This is a genomic window from Mycolicibacterium helvum, assembly GCF_010731895.1.
In the GTDB taxonomy this organism is placed as follows: domain Bacteria; phylum Actinomycetota; class Actinomycetes; order Mycobacteriales; family Mycobacteriaceae; genus Mycobacterium; species Mycobacterium helvum.
Genome location: NZ_AP022596.1, coordinates 3,378,177 through 3,392,709, shown reverse-complemented (window position 1 = coordinate 3,392,709; position 14,533 = coordinate 3,378,177). Strand labels below are relative to the sequence as shown.

Genomic DNA, 14,533 nt, shown 5'->3' with positions numbered 1-14,533 from the left:
AACTGTATCTAGACGCCCACGGGACCCCGTCCTCGCCTACCACTCATGTGGTCCATCTCACCGCGAGGCTGAAGTGATTCAACTCACAATCTCCCGTGGAATAACGGCATGGGTTGCCACCCCCATGAGATCTTCGTTAACGTCGTCGGCGTCTGAGATAACGCTTTGGTCACGACTAAAGGGACTTTGAGTTTTGACGCAGCATCGGCCGACCCCGACTCCCGTCGGAGATTCTTCGGCCTCGCACGCATTGACCAGGACCTTTGATCGGCCAGCACCGTATCGCCAAGCGCCATCGAATCGAGCCCTGGACCCCGAGCGGCTCGACGTCACCGACATCATCCCGTTCAACGAGTTCGGCGACCTCTGCGACATCGACTTCCGCGAGAGCAGCGTCTTCGACACCGAAGCCCAGGTGGCCCGCTGCCCCGAACTCGACGACCTGCACGACGCGGACGACCCGCAGCCGCTCCGCTTGGCCGTGCCCGCGGAGTTCGCATCCCGTGCCGATCGGCACGCCGAAGTGCCGCGCTACAGCAATAGCGAAAACACCGACATCCTGCCGCGCACGCCGCAGCACCGCCGGCAGCCGACCAGTGCCGCCAAGGGCCGCGTGATGATCGCGGCGATGGCCGCCGGCGCCGCAGCGGCTGCCGCCTACACCGCAATCAAACCGGCCACCGAGACCACCACCCAGACCGTGCTGGCCGCCGACAAGACGCCGATGGACGGCAGTGCGACCACACCCCGCGGTATGCAGCTGATCGCAGTGAAGCCGATCGCCGACGCCTCCGTGCACGGCGAGGAGCTGGCCAATGGTCAGGCATTCGCCCAGGAGCGCGCCGAGCGCGAGGCGCGTCTGCAGCGGCCGCTGTTCGTTATGCCCACCAAGGGCGTCTACACCTCAGGCTTCGGTTATCGCTGGGGCGCGCTGCACGCCGGCGTCGACCTGGCCGCCCCGATCGGGACACCCATCGTCGCCGCGTCCGACGGTGTCGTCGTCGACGCGGGGCCGACGGCCGGCTACGGCGCGTGGGTCAAGATCCGCCATTCCGACGGCACAGTGACCTTGTACGGCCACGTCAACACCTGGACGGTCCAGATCGGCCAGCGGGTATTCGCCGGCGACCAGATCGCCACCGTCGGCAACCGGGGCAATTCGACTGGCCCGCATCTGCATTTCGAAGTTCTGCTGGGCGGCACCAACCGGGTCGATCCGGCACCGTGGCTGGCGCAGCGGGGGCTGTCCGTCGGCCCCTACGTCGGCTGACGCGGTGCCTGAGCCGGACGAGCCGCTCACCCGCATCATCCGGCGTCAACCGTCCGGACCGATCCCCCAGCCCGAAGAGCCCCGCACCGGCATCATCCGCCGGGCGCCGACCGGGCCCATTCCGCAGGCGCCCCAACCCGATTCGCCCACCACGAACATTCCGCGCCCGCCGGTCGAAGATGCGCCCACCGGGCTGATCCGCCGGGCCACCCCGGTCGCGGTGCCGGCCCGGCCCGGTGTGGTGGACGTCGCGACCGGACGAACCGCGATCGCGGCCAGCGCCGTCACCATCCTCAGTGGATGGACGACGGCTGTGGTGGCCACCGACCTGATCACCGGATGGTGGCACACCGATCGACTGTTCTGCCTGGCGGTCGGATTCCTGACCCTGCTGTTCGCGGTCAGCACCATTTCCGGGGTGGTCGCACTGCTGTTGCGCCGCTCGGCTGGGCGCTACCTGATCGTGTTCGGGTCGGTCATCGCACTGCTGACGTTCGGCAGTGTGTTCGTCGCTGGGGCGCGAATCCCGTTGCTGGTCTACCTGATTCCGGTGCTACCCGTCGCCAGCATGATCCTTGCGCTGCAGCCGCCAACCCGCCGATGGTGCCGGCTGCGTTAGTTTGCGCGGCTAGTCAGAGCTTCTGTAGGGGTGCGTGGTTGTGCATCAGCTTGACCCGCCCGGCGCTGCCGAAGTCGATCAGTGACATCGCCGACTCCCCCATCCCGGACACTTCCTCGACGCGGCCGAGACCGTACTTGTCGTGATTGACCCGGTCGCCGGGTTCAAGGACCAACAGCGGACGCTTGCTGCCGCCCGCCGGCCGCATCGGCGATGTCCGCGGGGTGCCGAACCGGCCCGCTCCGCTCACCGGCGCGCTCAATGACGGCGCGGTATCGGTACGGCGCCAGTCGAGAAGATGCTCCGGAATCTCGCGCAGGAAGCGGGATTCCGGATTCAGCATTGGCTGCCCCCACGACGAACGGACCTTCGCGCGGGTGAGGTAAAGCCGTTGGCGTGCCCGGGTTATGCCGACGTAGGCCAGCCGGCGTTCCTCGGATAACTCGGTCGGGTCTCCCAGGGCGCGCATGTGCGGGAACATGCCGTCCTCCCATCCGGTGACGAAAACCACTGGGAATTCGAGCCCTTTGGCGGTGTGCAGCGTCATCAGTGTGACCACACCGGCGCCGTGCTCGGGTAGCTCGTCGGAGTCGGCCACCAGCGATACCCGCTCCAGGAACTCCGCGAGAATGCCCGTCTGCGGAACGTCCTCGTCCTCGTCGGCATCGTCCTTGAGCGCGGCCGCGTTGGCCCGGTCGATGCTGAATTCATGTGCGACGCTGACCAATTCGTTCAGGTTGTCCAACCGGGCCAGGTCTTGGGGATCGCTGGAGGACTCCAATTCACGGCGATAGCCGGTACGGTCCAACACTGCCTCGACCAGGTCGCCGAGCTCGTCGTCGAGCTTGCCGCGCAAATCGTCGAGTAGCTTGACGAAACTCGCGATCGCCTTCTCCGAGCGGGTGTTCAGCATCGCCACCTTACCTTCGGCGGCGGCGACCAACGCGTCGGCGAAAGTGGCACCGGTATTCTCGGCGTAGACCGCAACACACGCCTCAGCGCGGTCGCCGATGCCCCGGCGCGGGGTGTTGAGGATGCGGCGCAGGCTGACGGCATCCCCGGGGTTGTCCAGCACCCGCAGATAGGCGACGATGTCGCGAATCTCCTTGCGCTCGTAGAACCGAACGCCACCGACTACCTTGTACGGGACGCCAGCGCGGATGAACACTTCTTCCAGCGAGCGCGACGAGTTGTTGGTGCGGTAGAACACCGCGACGTCGTTGTACGTGATGTCGCCGCGGTCGGCGAGCGCGTCGATCTCCCCCGCGACGAATCTGGCCTCGTCGTGCTCGTTGTCGGCGACGTAGCCGACGATCAGCTCACCGTCACCCTCGTCGGTCCACAGCCGTTTCTCGCGACGGTTGGCGTTGCGGGAGATGACGGAGTTGGCCGCGTTCAGGATGTTCTGGGTCGACCGGTAGTTCTGCTCGAGCAGGATCGTGGTGGCGTTCGGGAAGTCCCGTTCAAAATCCTCGATGTTGCGGATCGTCGCGCCGCGGAACGCGTAGATCGACTGGTCGGCGTCACCGACGACGCACAGCTCGCTGGGCGGCACCGTGTCGGTGTCCGGGGCAGCGACCCCGACGAGCTCGCGCACCAGCACGTACTGGGCGTGGTTGGTGTCCTGGTACTCGTCGACCAGGATGTGCCGGAACCGCCTGCGGTAGTACTGGGCGATCTGCGGGAAGTTTTGCAAAACCGCCACGGTCTCGCCGATGAGGTCGTCGAAGTCCAGTGCGTTGGCGGCGCGCAGCCGCCGCTGGTATTCGCCGTAGACGCTGGCGACCGTGCGGGACAGGTCGTCGGATCCCGGCTCGAGCGCGGCCACCGCATCCTCGGGGACGATGAGCTCGTTCTTGAGGTTCGAGATCGCATTGGACAGCAGTCGCGGAGAGTACCGCTTGCTGTCCAGGCCCATGTCCTTACTGATCATCAGCAACAGGCGACGGGAGTCGTCGGCGTCGTAGATGGAGAAGTTCGAGTTCAGCCCGGGCAGCAGCGAAGCCTGATTGCGCAGGATCCGCACGCAGGTCGAGTGGAACGTCGACACCCACATGTTGCGGGCCCGCGGGCCAACCAAGGCGACCACCCGTTCGCGCATTTCGGCGGCGGCCTTATTGGTGAACGTGATGGCCAGCACCTGGCCCGGCCCGACGTCGCGCGCCGCCAGCAGGTAGGCGATCCGCCGGGTCAGGACCGCCGTCTTGCCCGACCCGGCGCCGGCCACGATCAGCAGCGGTGGGCCTTCGTGCAGCACGGCCTGGCGCTGCTGGGGGTTGAGGCCATCGAGGAGTTCGGCCGCATTGGCCGGGGGCTTGTATTCGGTCACGTGCACACTCATGTCTGACCCAACTTACCGCTGTATGGCGACAGTTTTTTTGCGAAGCCGGCCTTCGGAGTGGCACACTCGAAACGTGCTTTCCTGGCGGCGTCGATTTTTCTACGGGTACCGGTCCGCGGTGCCCGTGGGTATCTAGCTGCTCAACCCGAGAGCCCCGCGGTCCGCAACCGGATCCGGGGCTCGTCTCTTGTGTGAGGCCCGGGACCGGTTGAGACCAGACCCACACACGAGGAGAACGAAGCGATGACTCTGGAAATGGTTCCTGAAGCCGAACACGACATCGACAGCCTGCGCAGCGAGATCGACCAGCTCGATGCCGCGATCCTGGCTGCGGTCAAACGCCGCACCGAGGTGTCCCAGGCGATCGGCCGGGCCAGGATGGCCTCCGGTGGCACCCGGCTGGTGCACAGCCGCGAGATGAAGGTGATCGAGCGCTACAGCGAGCTCGGCCAGGACGGCAAGGATCTGGCGATGCTGTTACTGCGCATGGGTCGCGGCCGGCTCGGGCACTGACGCCGGCCATCAGGCAGCGGCCGGCGGGCACTCTTAACGCACTGCGTCCAGCAGCCACGGGGTCATCCACTTGACCGCGTTCGGGGTGGGATGCACGCCGTCGATGCGGACCTGCACGCCGTTGATCTTGTTGGTATAGCTGCCGTTCGGCGCGAGCTTCTTGTTCAGGTCGAGCACGGTGACGTTCTTGCGGTCGCCGACGACCTTGCGCAGCAAGGTATTCCACTGGTCGACCCGGCTGGGCTGATCCTCGGGATACAGGTTGCCGTTCGTCTGCTCGCCGTGCCGGTTGTACGGCTCGGTGGTGACCACCACCAGCGCCCCCGTGGAAGACAGAATGTCCAGCGCGTGGTTCAGCTCGCCCTGCAGGTACTTGTCGAAATCGGGCTGGCCAATGTGCGCCCAGTTGCCATTCCACTTACGGTCGACCGTCTCCCAGCGACCGACGACCATCAGCACCACATCGGGCCGGTCATAGGCGATCCGCTGCGCCCAGCGTTCCGGCCAGGCGTCGCACTCGGGTTTCTGCTCCAGGCTCTGCCCGGAGTAGCGATACGGCCCGCCGCGTACCAGGCCGCAACCGATCGTGGTGCGGTCCAGGAAGCTGACCCCCGGGGTGGGCGGCAGGTAACGCATCATCGTCCAGCCGATCGAGTCGCCGAACACTGAGACGGTGTGCTCGCGCGGACCCGTGTGCGACGGCGCGGCGACCCGTACCGTTTCGACCGGTGAGATCAACGCGGCCTGGGTGATATCGGGGCTCGACGGATCGATGCGGGTTCCCACCGGTACGACGACGACCGCGATGGCGACGGCCGTGGCCATCGTGGCGGCCGCCAGCCGCAGCTGCGGGACATGTAGCGGCCGCCAACGTCGCACCGGGCGTTCGATCAGCCACCACGAGCCCACCGCCAGGACCAGCGTCACCACACAGCGCGCGGCGAACAGCGAGTAACCGGTCCAGTCGGTGCGCTCACCGGTCATGACCAGGAACACCGGCCAGTGCCAGAGGTAGACACCGTAGGAGATGACACCCAGCGCCACCAGCGGTGGGGTGGACAACACCCACGCCACCGGACCGTTCTGCTCGAGTGCCACCGGCGCGATCACCGCCACCGCGGCGACCGCGACGACGATGAACAGGCCGTTGCGGAACTCGGTGGCGCTACCGGTGGCGACGTGGGTGATCGCGGCCAGCACCGCCACCCCAGCCACCGGGACACCCCAGGCCAGCCAGCGGACCCAGCGCGAGTGGATCAGGGGCAAGCCCGCCATGATTGCCGACCAGTCCCGGACCAGCAGCGCGGCCGCCGCGGCACCGATCAGCAGCGCCTGCGCGCGGGTATCGGTGCCGAAGTACACCCGGTTCAGCGAATCGTCCGAGGCCAGCAGGATCGCCTCGGCCGCCGATCCGACCGTGCCCAGCACGGCGAGGACCAGCACCGTGCGCCGGACCGCCACAATGGTCGGCGTCTTGCCGCGCCGCCGGGCGATCATGGCCAGCAGCACCGCCGCCGCGGCGATGAGCACCGGCCAGATCAGGTAGTACTGCTCTTCAACACCTAGCGACCAGGTGTGTTGCAGCGGCGACGGCGGAGCGCCCTGGCTGAAGTAGTCGGTCTGATGGGACACGAAGGCCCAGTTCGCCACCCACAGGAACGCCGCGGTCGCGTCATTGCGCAGGTCGCTGACGGCATCGGGTGGGAACAGCAGCCGCGCCGCGATCACCGCGAGCACCATGATCAGCAGGGCCGGCAGCAGCCTGCGGGCGCGCCGGACCCAGAACGAACCGAGGTCAAGCTGCCCGGTCCGGCCGATCTCGTCGAGCAACAGTGCCGTGATCAGAAACCCGCTGAGCACGAAGAAGATGTCGACGCCGATGAATCCACCTGCGACACCGGGGATTCCACCGTGGCCGACCAGCACGAGAGCTACGGCAACACCGCGGATGCCGTTCAGCGCGGGAACACCCGAGCCACGGGGCTTTGGCCCGCGCCGCGGGCTCGGCTGCGAGACGGGATCCACCCATGGACCTTGCGCGAATGAGCGCGCCGTCACACCCATGTCCTCCTGATTTCTAGTTCAGTGAAATCTAGAGCTCAACGACGGCCGAGCGGCGCAGGCGCGCGGTCGTCGGCGTCAAATATCCGATCGGGAGGCAAACAGACCCTCTTGGGGGGATTTCGGCCGCCGCGATGGCGGCATAGACTACGGCCACGTTATTACCAGACGGGGTGGACCGAAGTTGTTGAGCGCCAACGTATGACCGCCGGGATGTACCTGACGCAGGGGCTGCACCGGTCGTCGCGGGCCGCCGGCCACGACACGATGACGATCTGCGGTGAGCGTGTCCGTACCTTCGCCGACGTCGCCGATCGGGTGGCCAGGCTGGCCGGCGCATTCCAGTCGCTGGGCGCCCGCGAAGGCGACCGTATCGCCATCCTGTCGCTGAACTCCGACCGCTACTCGGAATACCTGCTCGCGACACCGTGGGCAGGCGCCGTAGTCAACCCGATCAATATCCGCTGGAGCGCGGCCGAGATCGCCTACAGCCTGCGCGACTCCGACACCCGGGTACTTCTGATCGACGACACCTTCGCCCCGCTGCTGCCCGAATTGCGTTCACAGCTTCCCGATTTGGCCGTCGCCATTCACTGCGGCGACGGCACCGCCCCGGAGGGCACACTGGGGTACGAGGAGCTGCTGGCGGCCAGTGCCCCAGTTCCGGATGCGCACCGCAGTGGCTCGGATCTTGCCGGCGTCTTCTACACCGGCGGCACCAGCGGGCATCCCAAGGGCGTCATGCTGACCCATGACAACCTGATGACGTCGGCGCTGGGCAGCCTGGCGTCGGGATACTTCCTGACCTCGGGTGGGCCGCTGCTGCACGCCGCGCCAATGTTCCACCTCGCCGACCTGGCGATCTGGCTGGCACAGGTGATCCGCGGCGGCACTCACGTGTTCATCCCGGCCTTCCGGCCGGACTGGGTGCTGGAAGCGGTGCAGCAGCACCGGGTCAGCGACCTGCTGCTGGTTCCGACGATGGTGCAGATGCTCGTCGACCATCCGACCCTTCCCGACTATGACCCGAGCAGCCTGCAGGCGGTGATGTACGGCGGCTCACCGATCTCGGCGGCGCTGCTGGAACGGGCCGCGCAGCGGTTGCCCACCGCATCGTTCGTGCAGGCATACGGCATGACCGAGGTGTCCCCCGTCGCCACCTTGCTGTCGCCTCAGGACCACTACGACCCGGCGCTGCGCACGTCCGGCGGCCGCGCCGCGCCGCACTCGGAGGTCCGCATCGTTGGCGACGACGACGTCGAACTGCCCCGTGGTGAGGTCGGCGAGATCGTGGTGCGCGGCGGGCATGTGATGGCCGGCTATTGGGGCAAGCCGCAGGAGACCGCGGCCGCGCTGCGGGGCGGCTGGATGCACACCGGCGACGCCGGCTACTCCGACGAGCGCGGCTACGTCTTCGTCGTCGACCGCCTCAAAGACATGATCGTGTCCGGCGGCGAGAACGTGTACTCCGTCGAGGTGGAGAACGCGCTGGCCCGCCACCCCGCGGTGGCCACGTGCGCGGTCATCGGGGTACCTGACGAGCGGTGGGGCGAGCGCGTGCACGCCGTGGTGGTGCTGGCGTCCGGACATCAAGCGGGGGAGGACGAGCTGCGGGAATTCTGCAGGTCGCTCATCGGCGGCTACAAAATCCCCCGCAGCTTCGAGCTCGTCGGCGAGCTGCCGACCTCCGCCGCGGGCAAAGTGCTCAAACGCGAGCTGCGGGCCAAGTACTGGTCAGGCTCGGACCGCTCGGTCCGCTAGACCTGACTGCCCTACTTGGTCAGCGCGATGTACTTGGTGTCGAGGTACTCCTCGATGCCTTCGAAACCACCCTCACGACCGAACCCGGATTCCTTCACCCCGCCGAACGGCGCGGCCGGATCGGAGATGACGCCCCGGTTGACCCCGACCATGCCGGACTCGATGGCCTCGGCGACCCGCAATGCCCGGTCCAGCGACTCGGTGTAGATGTAGGACGCCAGCCCATATTCGGTGTTGTTGGCCGCGGCGACGCCGTCGTCCTCGGTGTCGAAACCGATGATCGGCGCGACCGGACCAAAGACTTCCTCGGTGAGGATGCGGGCGTTCGACGGGACATCGGTCAGCACCGTGGCCGGGTAGAAGTTGCCGGGGCCGCCGGGCGCCTGACCGCCGAGCGCGACCGTCGCCCCCTTGGCCACCGCGTCGTCGACCAGCTCCTGAACCTTGGCCAGCTGCTTGGTGTTGACCAACGGGCCGAGTTTGGCCGACGGGTCGAGCCCGTTGCCCAAGTTGACCTCACCCATCCGCTTGACGAACTTGTCGGTGAATTCCTCAATGACGGCGTTGGCGACGTGGATGCGATTAGCGGCCGTACAGGCCTCACCGCCATTGCGCATCTTGGCCAGCATCGCGCCATCGACCGCAGCGTCGACGTCGGCGTCGTCGAAGACCACGAACGGTGCGTTGCCGCCGAGTTCCATCGAGGTGCGCAGCAGCTTGTCGGCCGACTGGGCGACCAGCGCCTTGCCCACTCCGGTGGAGCCGGTGAACGTCAGCTTGCGCAGCCGGCCGTCGTCGATCAGCGCCTTGGTGACATCGCCGGGCCTGCTGGTGGGCAGCACCGACAGCACGCCCTTGGGCAGGCCGGCCTCGGCCATCAGCTTGGCCAGCATCAACATGGACAGCGGGGTCTCTTGAGCCGGCTTCACGATCATGGTGCAGCCCGCCGCGAAGGCGGGGCCGATCTTGCGAGTGCCCATGGCCAGCGGGAAGTTCCACGGCGTGATGGCGTAGCAAGGGCCGACGGGCTGCTTGGTGACGATGATGCGCCCCGTGCCGGCCGGCGACGGCGTGTACCGCCCGCCGATGCGCACCGCCTCCTCGGCGAACCAGCGGAAGAATTCGGCGCCGTACTTGACCTCGCCCAGGCTCTCGGCGACGACCTTGCCCATCTCCAACGTCATCAGCGTCGCGAGATCGTCGGCGCGGGCGATGATCGTCTCGAAGACCGAGCGCAGGATCTCGCCGCGGTCCCTGGCGGGCGTGGCCGCCCACTCGGCTTGCACGGCGCACGCGGCATCAAGGGCGGCGACGGCATCTTCGGCAGTCGCGTCTGCCACGCTGGTCAGGACGGTGTCGTTGGCGGGGTCATAAACCTCGAACGTCGACGAGCCGGGCTGTTCTTCGCCGCCGATCCACAGTCCGGTGGGAACCGACGACAGCAGCCGTTCAATGTCTGGGTTGCTCATACGTCCATCATGTACACCTTTGGTCACGTCGTCACACTAGGGTCGAACGAATGACTGGAGACATTTCCGCTACCCCCCAATGGAACGCGCTACGTCGCCACCACGACCAGATCGCCGGGAAACACCTCCGCGAACTCTTCGCCGAAGAGCCCGACCGTGGCCGCGAGCTCACACTCACCGTCGGTGACCTCTACATCGACTACAGCAAGCACCGCGTCACCCGGGAAACACTCGAGCTTCTGGTCGACCTCGCCCGTGCCGCGCACCTCGAAGAGCGCCGCGACGCGATGCTGGCCGGCGAGCACATCAACACCTCCGAGGACCGCGCCGTCCTGCACACCGCGCTACGGCTGCCACGCGACACCGAGCTGGTCGTGGACGGCCAGAACGTGGTCGCCGATGTGCACGAGGTGCTCGACGCGATGGGCGACTTCACCGACCGGCTGCGCAACGGCGATTGGACCGGCGCCACCGGTGAGCGCATCAGATGCGTCGTCAACATCGGCATCGGCGGCTCGGACCTGGGTCCGGTCATGGTTTATCAGGCGCTGCGCCACTACGGCGACGCCGGCATCTCGGCACGGTTCATCTCCAACGTCGACCCGGCCGACCTGGTGGCGACGCTGGATGGACTCGACCCTGCCACAACGCTTTTCATCATCGCTTCCAAGACGTTCTCGACGCTGGAGACACTGACCAACGCCACCGCCGCACGGCGCTGGCTCACCGACAGCCTCGGCGACGCCGCGGTGTCGAAGCATTTCGTGGCGGTATCGACGAACTCCACGCTCGTCGACGCCTTCGGCATCAACACCGACAATATGTTCGGCTTCTGGGACTGGGTGGGCGGCCGCTATTCGGTGGACTCGGCGATCGGCCTTTCAGTGATGGCGGTGATCGGCCGGGAGGCGTTCGCCGACTTCCTGTCCGGCTTCCACCTGGTGGACCGGCACTTCGCCACCGCGCCGCTGGAATCCAACGCACCGGCGTTGCTGGGCTTGATCGGGTTGTGGTACTCCGGCTTCTTCGGTGCCGAAACCCGGGCAGTGCTGCCGTATTCCAACGACCTGTCCCGCTTCGCGGCGTATCTGCAGCAGCTGACGATGGAGTCCAACGGCAAGTCCGTTCAAGCCGACGGAACACCGGTGACCACCCCGACCGGCGAAATCTTCTGGGGCGAACCGGGAACCAACGGGCAGCACGCCTTCTATCAGCTGCTGCACCAGGGCACCCGGCTGGTGCCCGCCGACTTCATCGGCTTCAGCGAGCCCACCGACGACCTCCCGACCGCGGACGGGTCGGGCAGCATGCACGACCTGCTGATGAGCAACTTCTTCGCCCAGACCCAGGTGCTGGCCTTCGGTAAGACGGCGGCCGAGATCACCGCCGAGGGGACACCGGCGAACGTCGTGCCGCACAAGGTGATGCCGGGTAACCGGCCGAGCACATCGATCCTGGCCAACCGGTTGACGCCGTCGGTGGTGGGACAGCTCATCGCGCTCTACGAGCATCAGGTCTTCACCGAGGGCGTGATCTGGGGCATCGACTCGTTCGACCAGTGGGGTGTCGAGCTGGGCAAGACTCAGGCCAAGGCGCTCCTCGGAGTGATCACCAGCGACGGTTCACCGACCAAGCAGACCGACAGCTCGACCGACGAACTGGTGCGCCGCTATCGCGTGGAACGCGGCCGGGCTCGCTAGGCGAAGGGTTTGGTGAACCGCGGCGGCAGGATTCGCAGCAGGGCCACCAACGGAATCCATGGCCAGCCGGGCACGATCGCGCGTCCACTCTCGCGTTCGATGGCGTTGACCATGTGGCGCACGCCGGTGTCGTTGTCCACCATCAGCATGGTGGTGTTCGATTTTCCGGTCATCTCCGACTCGATGTAACCAGGCTCGACGACCGTGACTTTGATTGGGCCGCAGGCATATTCGGCGCGCAGCGATTCGCCCAGCGAGGTGACCCCCGCCTTGCTCGCGGCGTAGGCGGCCTTGGCGCCGGGCACGCCCTTGTTGGCCAGCACGCTCGAGATCAGCACAAGATGTCCCGAGCCGGTCGTCTTGAACATCGCCAGAGCGGTCTCGGTCTGCACCAGCGCCGAGACGAGGTTGGTCTCGATCGTGGCCTTGTTGGCCCACAGCTTGCCCGACCCGAGCACCGCACCCTTGCCGATGCCGGCGTTGACGATAATCCGGTCGAGGCCGCCGAGCTGGTCGGCTAGTTCGGCGAATACCGTGGGCACCTGGTCGTGGTCGTTGACGTCAAGGGCGGCGACGGCGATCGTGATGTTCGGGTGGCGCTGGCTCAGTTCGGCCTTCAGTTCGTCAAGGCGGTCGACGCGCCGTGCGCACAGGGCCAGGTCGCGGCCCTTAGCGGCGAAGGCGCGGGCCATGCCGGCCCCCAGCCCAGAACTCGCGCCGGTGATGAGGATCTTCTGGCGGGTCACCAGGACAGATTAGCGATCACTTGAGCAGCTTCGACATCCGCCGGTCAGCCAGCACCTTGCCCCCGGTCTGGCAGGTCGGGCAGTACTGAAACGACTTGTCGACGAACGAAACTTCATGCACGGTGTCACCGCACACCGGGCACGGCAATCCGGTGCGGGCGTGCACACGCAGTCCAGATCGCTTCTCCCCCTTCAGGGTTGCCGCCTGCTGGCCGACCGAGCGTTGCACGGCGTCGGTCAGCACCGAGATCATTGCAACATGCAGCGCACCCAGTTGCGCGGCGGTGAGTTTGTTGGCCGTCGCGAACGGGGACAGCTTCGCGACGTGCAGGATCTCGTCGCTGTAGGCGTTGCCGATCCCGGCGATGACTTTCTGGTCGGTGATGACCGTCTTGATCCGGCCGCTGTGCGGTTTGAGGATGTCGGCCAGCTGCTCAGGGCCGATCTCCAGCGCGTCGGGGCCCAGTGTCGCAATTCCGGGGACCTTGGCGGGATCGTCGACGATCCACACCGCGAGCCGCTTCTGGGTGCCGGCCTCGGTCAGGTCGAATCCCTCGCTGCCGTCGAGGTGTACGCGCAGCGCGATCGGGCCTTTACCCGGCTTGAGTGGGGCGGCGGAGAGCTTGTCACTCCACTTCAGCCACCCGGCTCGCGACAGATGGGTGATCAGCCACAGGTCACCGGCCTGCATGCCGAGGTACTTGCCCCAGCGCGCGGCACCCGTGACGGGCCGCCCATGTAACGCAGTCGGCGGCGGGTCGAACGTCTTCAGCACCGACAACGCCGCGACGTCGATACGCCCGACCGCTTTGCCGAGCGCATGCCGGCGCAGGTGGTCGGCCAGCGCCTCCACTTCGGGCAGTTCGGGCATCTGTCCAGGCTAGCTGCCCTAGTGGCGGTCGGCGTCTTTGAACGGCAACGAGAACAGCCAGCTGACGATCGACAATACGATCGCGGCCCAGATGGCGGTCCACCAGAACTGGTTGATCTGCAATCCCCAGTGGGTGGTGTGCTCGGTGATCCCGGCGGTGATCCACAACATCAGGGCATTGATGACGACGTGAATCAGCCCGAGCGTCAGGATGTACAGCGGTATCGACAAGAACTGCACGAGTGGTTTGATGATCGCGTTCACCAGGCCGAAGATCACCGCGACCACCAGAACAATGCCGATTCGCTGGAGTCCGGTATCGCCGCCGACGAAAGTGATGCCGGGGACGACCAGTGTGACGACCCACAGTGCCAGTCCGGTGACTGCGGCGCGAAGCAGAAACGATCCCATGCGGTGATCTTCTCAGAAGCGAGGCCGGCTAAGCCCGTAAGAGATAGATGTCCATGATCCAGCCGTGTCGGGCACGGGCCTGCCCCCGCAGCTCCGCGACGGCTTCGCCGATTTCGCCGACGGTGCCTGCCATCAGCAGTTCGTCAGGCGTGCCGAGGTAGGCACCCCACCAAATCCGGGTCTGCGGTGGGCAACTCAGAAACGAGCAGTCCCCGTCGAGCATCACCACCGCCGAGCCGGAAAGGCCGGTAGTGCGCAGCTGTCGCCCGGTGGTGATCAGCACGGGTTCGCCAACGTCGTTGAGCGGGATGCGGTGGCGGGCAGTCAGCGCCTGCACGGCGGTGATACCCGGGATGACGTCGTATGAGAACTCGACGTGCCGGGCGACCTGGTCGAGGATCCGCAGGGTGCTGTCGTACAGCGATGGATCGCCCCAGGCCAGAAAGGCCCCGACGCCGTCGGGGCTGAGCTCGGTCTCGATGGCCTTGGCCCACAGCCGGGCGCGAGCCAGGTGCCAGTCGGCGACGGCCTGGGTGTACTCGCCGTCGGCTGCTCGTTTCGGATCGGGCAGTTCGACGAAGCGGTAGCGCGGGTCGGTGATGAACCGCTGGCAGATCTCCCGGCGCAATGCGACGAGGTCGCTCTTGACCTCGCCCTTGTCCATGGCGAAGAACACATCGGTGTCGTTGAGTGCACGGATCGCCTGCGATGTCACGTAGTCGGGGTCGCCGGCTCCGATACCGATGACGTGGATGGTGCGCACCCTTCAGA

The 14,533-nt window shown here is 66.6% G+C and carries 12 protein-coding genes; 5 read left to right on the top strand and 7 right to left on the bottom strand.

Translation table 11 applies throughout. From position 1 onward, the window contains the following. The first annotated feature begins 193 nt into the window (after positions 1-193). Both G6N38_RS15975 and G6N38_RS15970 read left to right on the top strand, forming a co-directional pair. A complete protein-coding gene (locus tag G6N38_RS15975; RefSeq protein ID WP_163749064.1) occupies positions 194-1,270 on the top strand; it encodes a M23 family metallopeptidase in 1,077 nt (358 codons plus the stop codon). Between the two features lie 4 nt (positions 1,271-1,274). Beyond that, complete coding sequence (locus tag G6N38_RS15970; protein ID WP_163749055.1) at positions 1,275-1,889, top strand: hypothetical protein; 615 nt, start codon at positions 1,275-1,277, stop codon at positions 1,887-1,889. Between the two features lie 13 nt (positions 1,890-1,902). Here G6N38_RS15970 and pcrA read toward each other — a convergent pair whose 3' ends face one another. Continuing rightward, positions 1,903-4,230, bottom strand: a complete 2,328-nt coding sequence (gene pcrA, locus G6N38_RS15965) for a DNA helicase PcrA (RefSeq protein WP_163749053.1) — start codon at positions 4,228-4,230, stop codon at positions 1,903-1,905. Between the two features lie 243 nt (positions 4,231-4,473). Here pcrA and G6N38_RS15960 point away from each other — a divergent pair, with 243 nt between their 5' ends. Continuing rightward, positions 4,474-4,743, top strand: coding sequence for a chorismate mutase (locus G6N38_RS15960; RefSeq protein WP_163749051.1), 270 nt, complete (start codon positions 4,474-4,476; stop codon positions 4,741-4,743). A 33-nt stretch (positions 4,744-4,776) separates the two neighbouring features. On the opposite strand, the gene G6N38_RS15955 is transcribed toward G6N38_RS15960, so the two are convergent. After that, positions 4,777-6,807, bottom strand: a complete 2,031-nt coding sequence (locus G6N38_RS15955; protein ID WP_170314169.1) for an acyltransferase family protein — start codon at positions 6,805-6,807, stop codon at positions 4,777-4,779. 198 nt (positions 6,808-7,005) lie between these two features. Here G6N38_RS15955 and G6N38_RS15950 point away from each other — a divergent pair, with 198 nt between their 5' ends. Then, positions 7,006-8,565: an acyl-CoA synthetase gene (locus tag G6N38_RS15950; protein WP_163749047.1), complete on the top strand. Its 1,560-nt coding sequence runs from the start codon at positions 7,006-7,008 to the stop codon at positions 8,563-8,565. 11 nt (positions 8,566-8,576) lie between these two features. On the opposite strand, the gene G6N38_RS15945 is transcribed toward G6N38_RS15950, so the two are convergent. Then, positions 8,577-10,034, bottom strand: coding sequence for an NAD-dependent succinate-semialdehyde dehydrogenase (locus tag G6N38_RS15945; protein WP_163749045.1), 1,458 nt, complete (start codon positions 10,032-10,034; stop codon positions 8,577-8,579). A 50-nt stretch (positions 10,035-10,084) separates the two neighbouring features. Here G6N38_RS15945 and pgi point away from each other — a divergent pair, with 50 nt between their 5' ends. Then, positions 10,085-11,734 carry a glucose-6-phosphate isomerase gene (gene pgi, locus G6N38_RS15940; protein ID WP_163749043.1) on the top strand — a complete coding sequence of 550 codons (1,650 nt, stop codon included), beginning with the start codon at positions 10,085-10,087 and terminating at the stop codon, positions 11,732-11,734. On the opposite strand, the gene G6N38_RS15935 is transcribed toward pgi, so the two are convergent. From G6N38_RS15935 to cobF, 4 genes are read right to left on the bottom strand one after another with little or no spacing between them, the layout of a single operon-like run. After that, positions 11,731-12,480 carry an SDR family oxidoreductase gene (locus tag G6N38_RS15935; protein WP_163749041.1) on the bottom strand — a complete coding sequence of 250 codons (750 nt, stop codon included), beginning with the start codon at positions 12,478-12,480 and terminating at the stop codon, positions 11,731-11,733. The two genes, pgi and G6N38_RS15935, sit on opposite strands and share 4 nt — an antisense overlap. A gap of 16 nt (positions 12,481-12,496) precedes the next feature. Further along, positions 12,497-13,351, bottom strand: coding sequence for an Fpg/Nei family DNA glycosylase (locus G6N38_RS15930; RefSeq protein WP_163749039.1), 855 nt, complete (start codon positions 13,349-13,351; stop codon positions 12,497-12,499). Positions 13,352-13,369: 18 nt separating this feature from the next. After that, entirely contained in the window at positions 13,370-13,762 is a 393-nt protein-coding gene (locus tag G6N38_RS15925) for a phage holin family protein (RefSeq protein ID WP_163749037.1), read from the bottom strand. Between the two features lie 28 nt (positions 13,763-13,790). After that, entirely contained in the window at positions 13,791-14,525 is a 735-nt protein-coding gene (gene cobF, locus G6N38_RS15920; protein WP_163749035.1) for a precorrin-6A synthase (deacetylating), read from the bottom strand. Between the last annotated feature and the right edge of the window lie 8 nt (positions 14,526-14,533).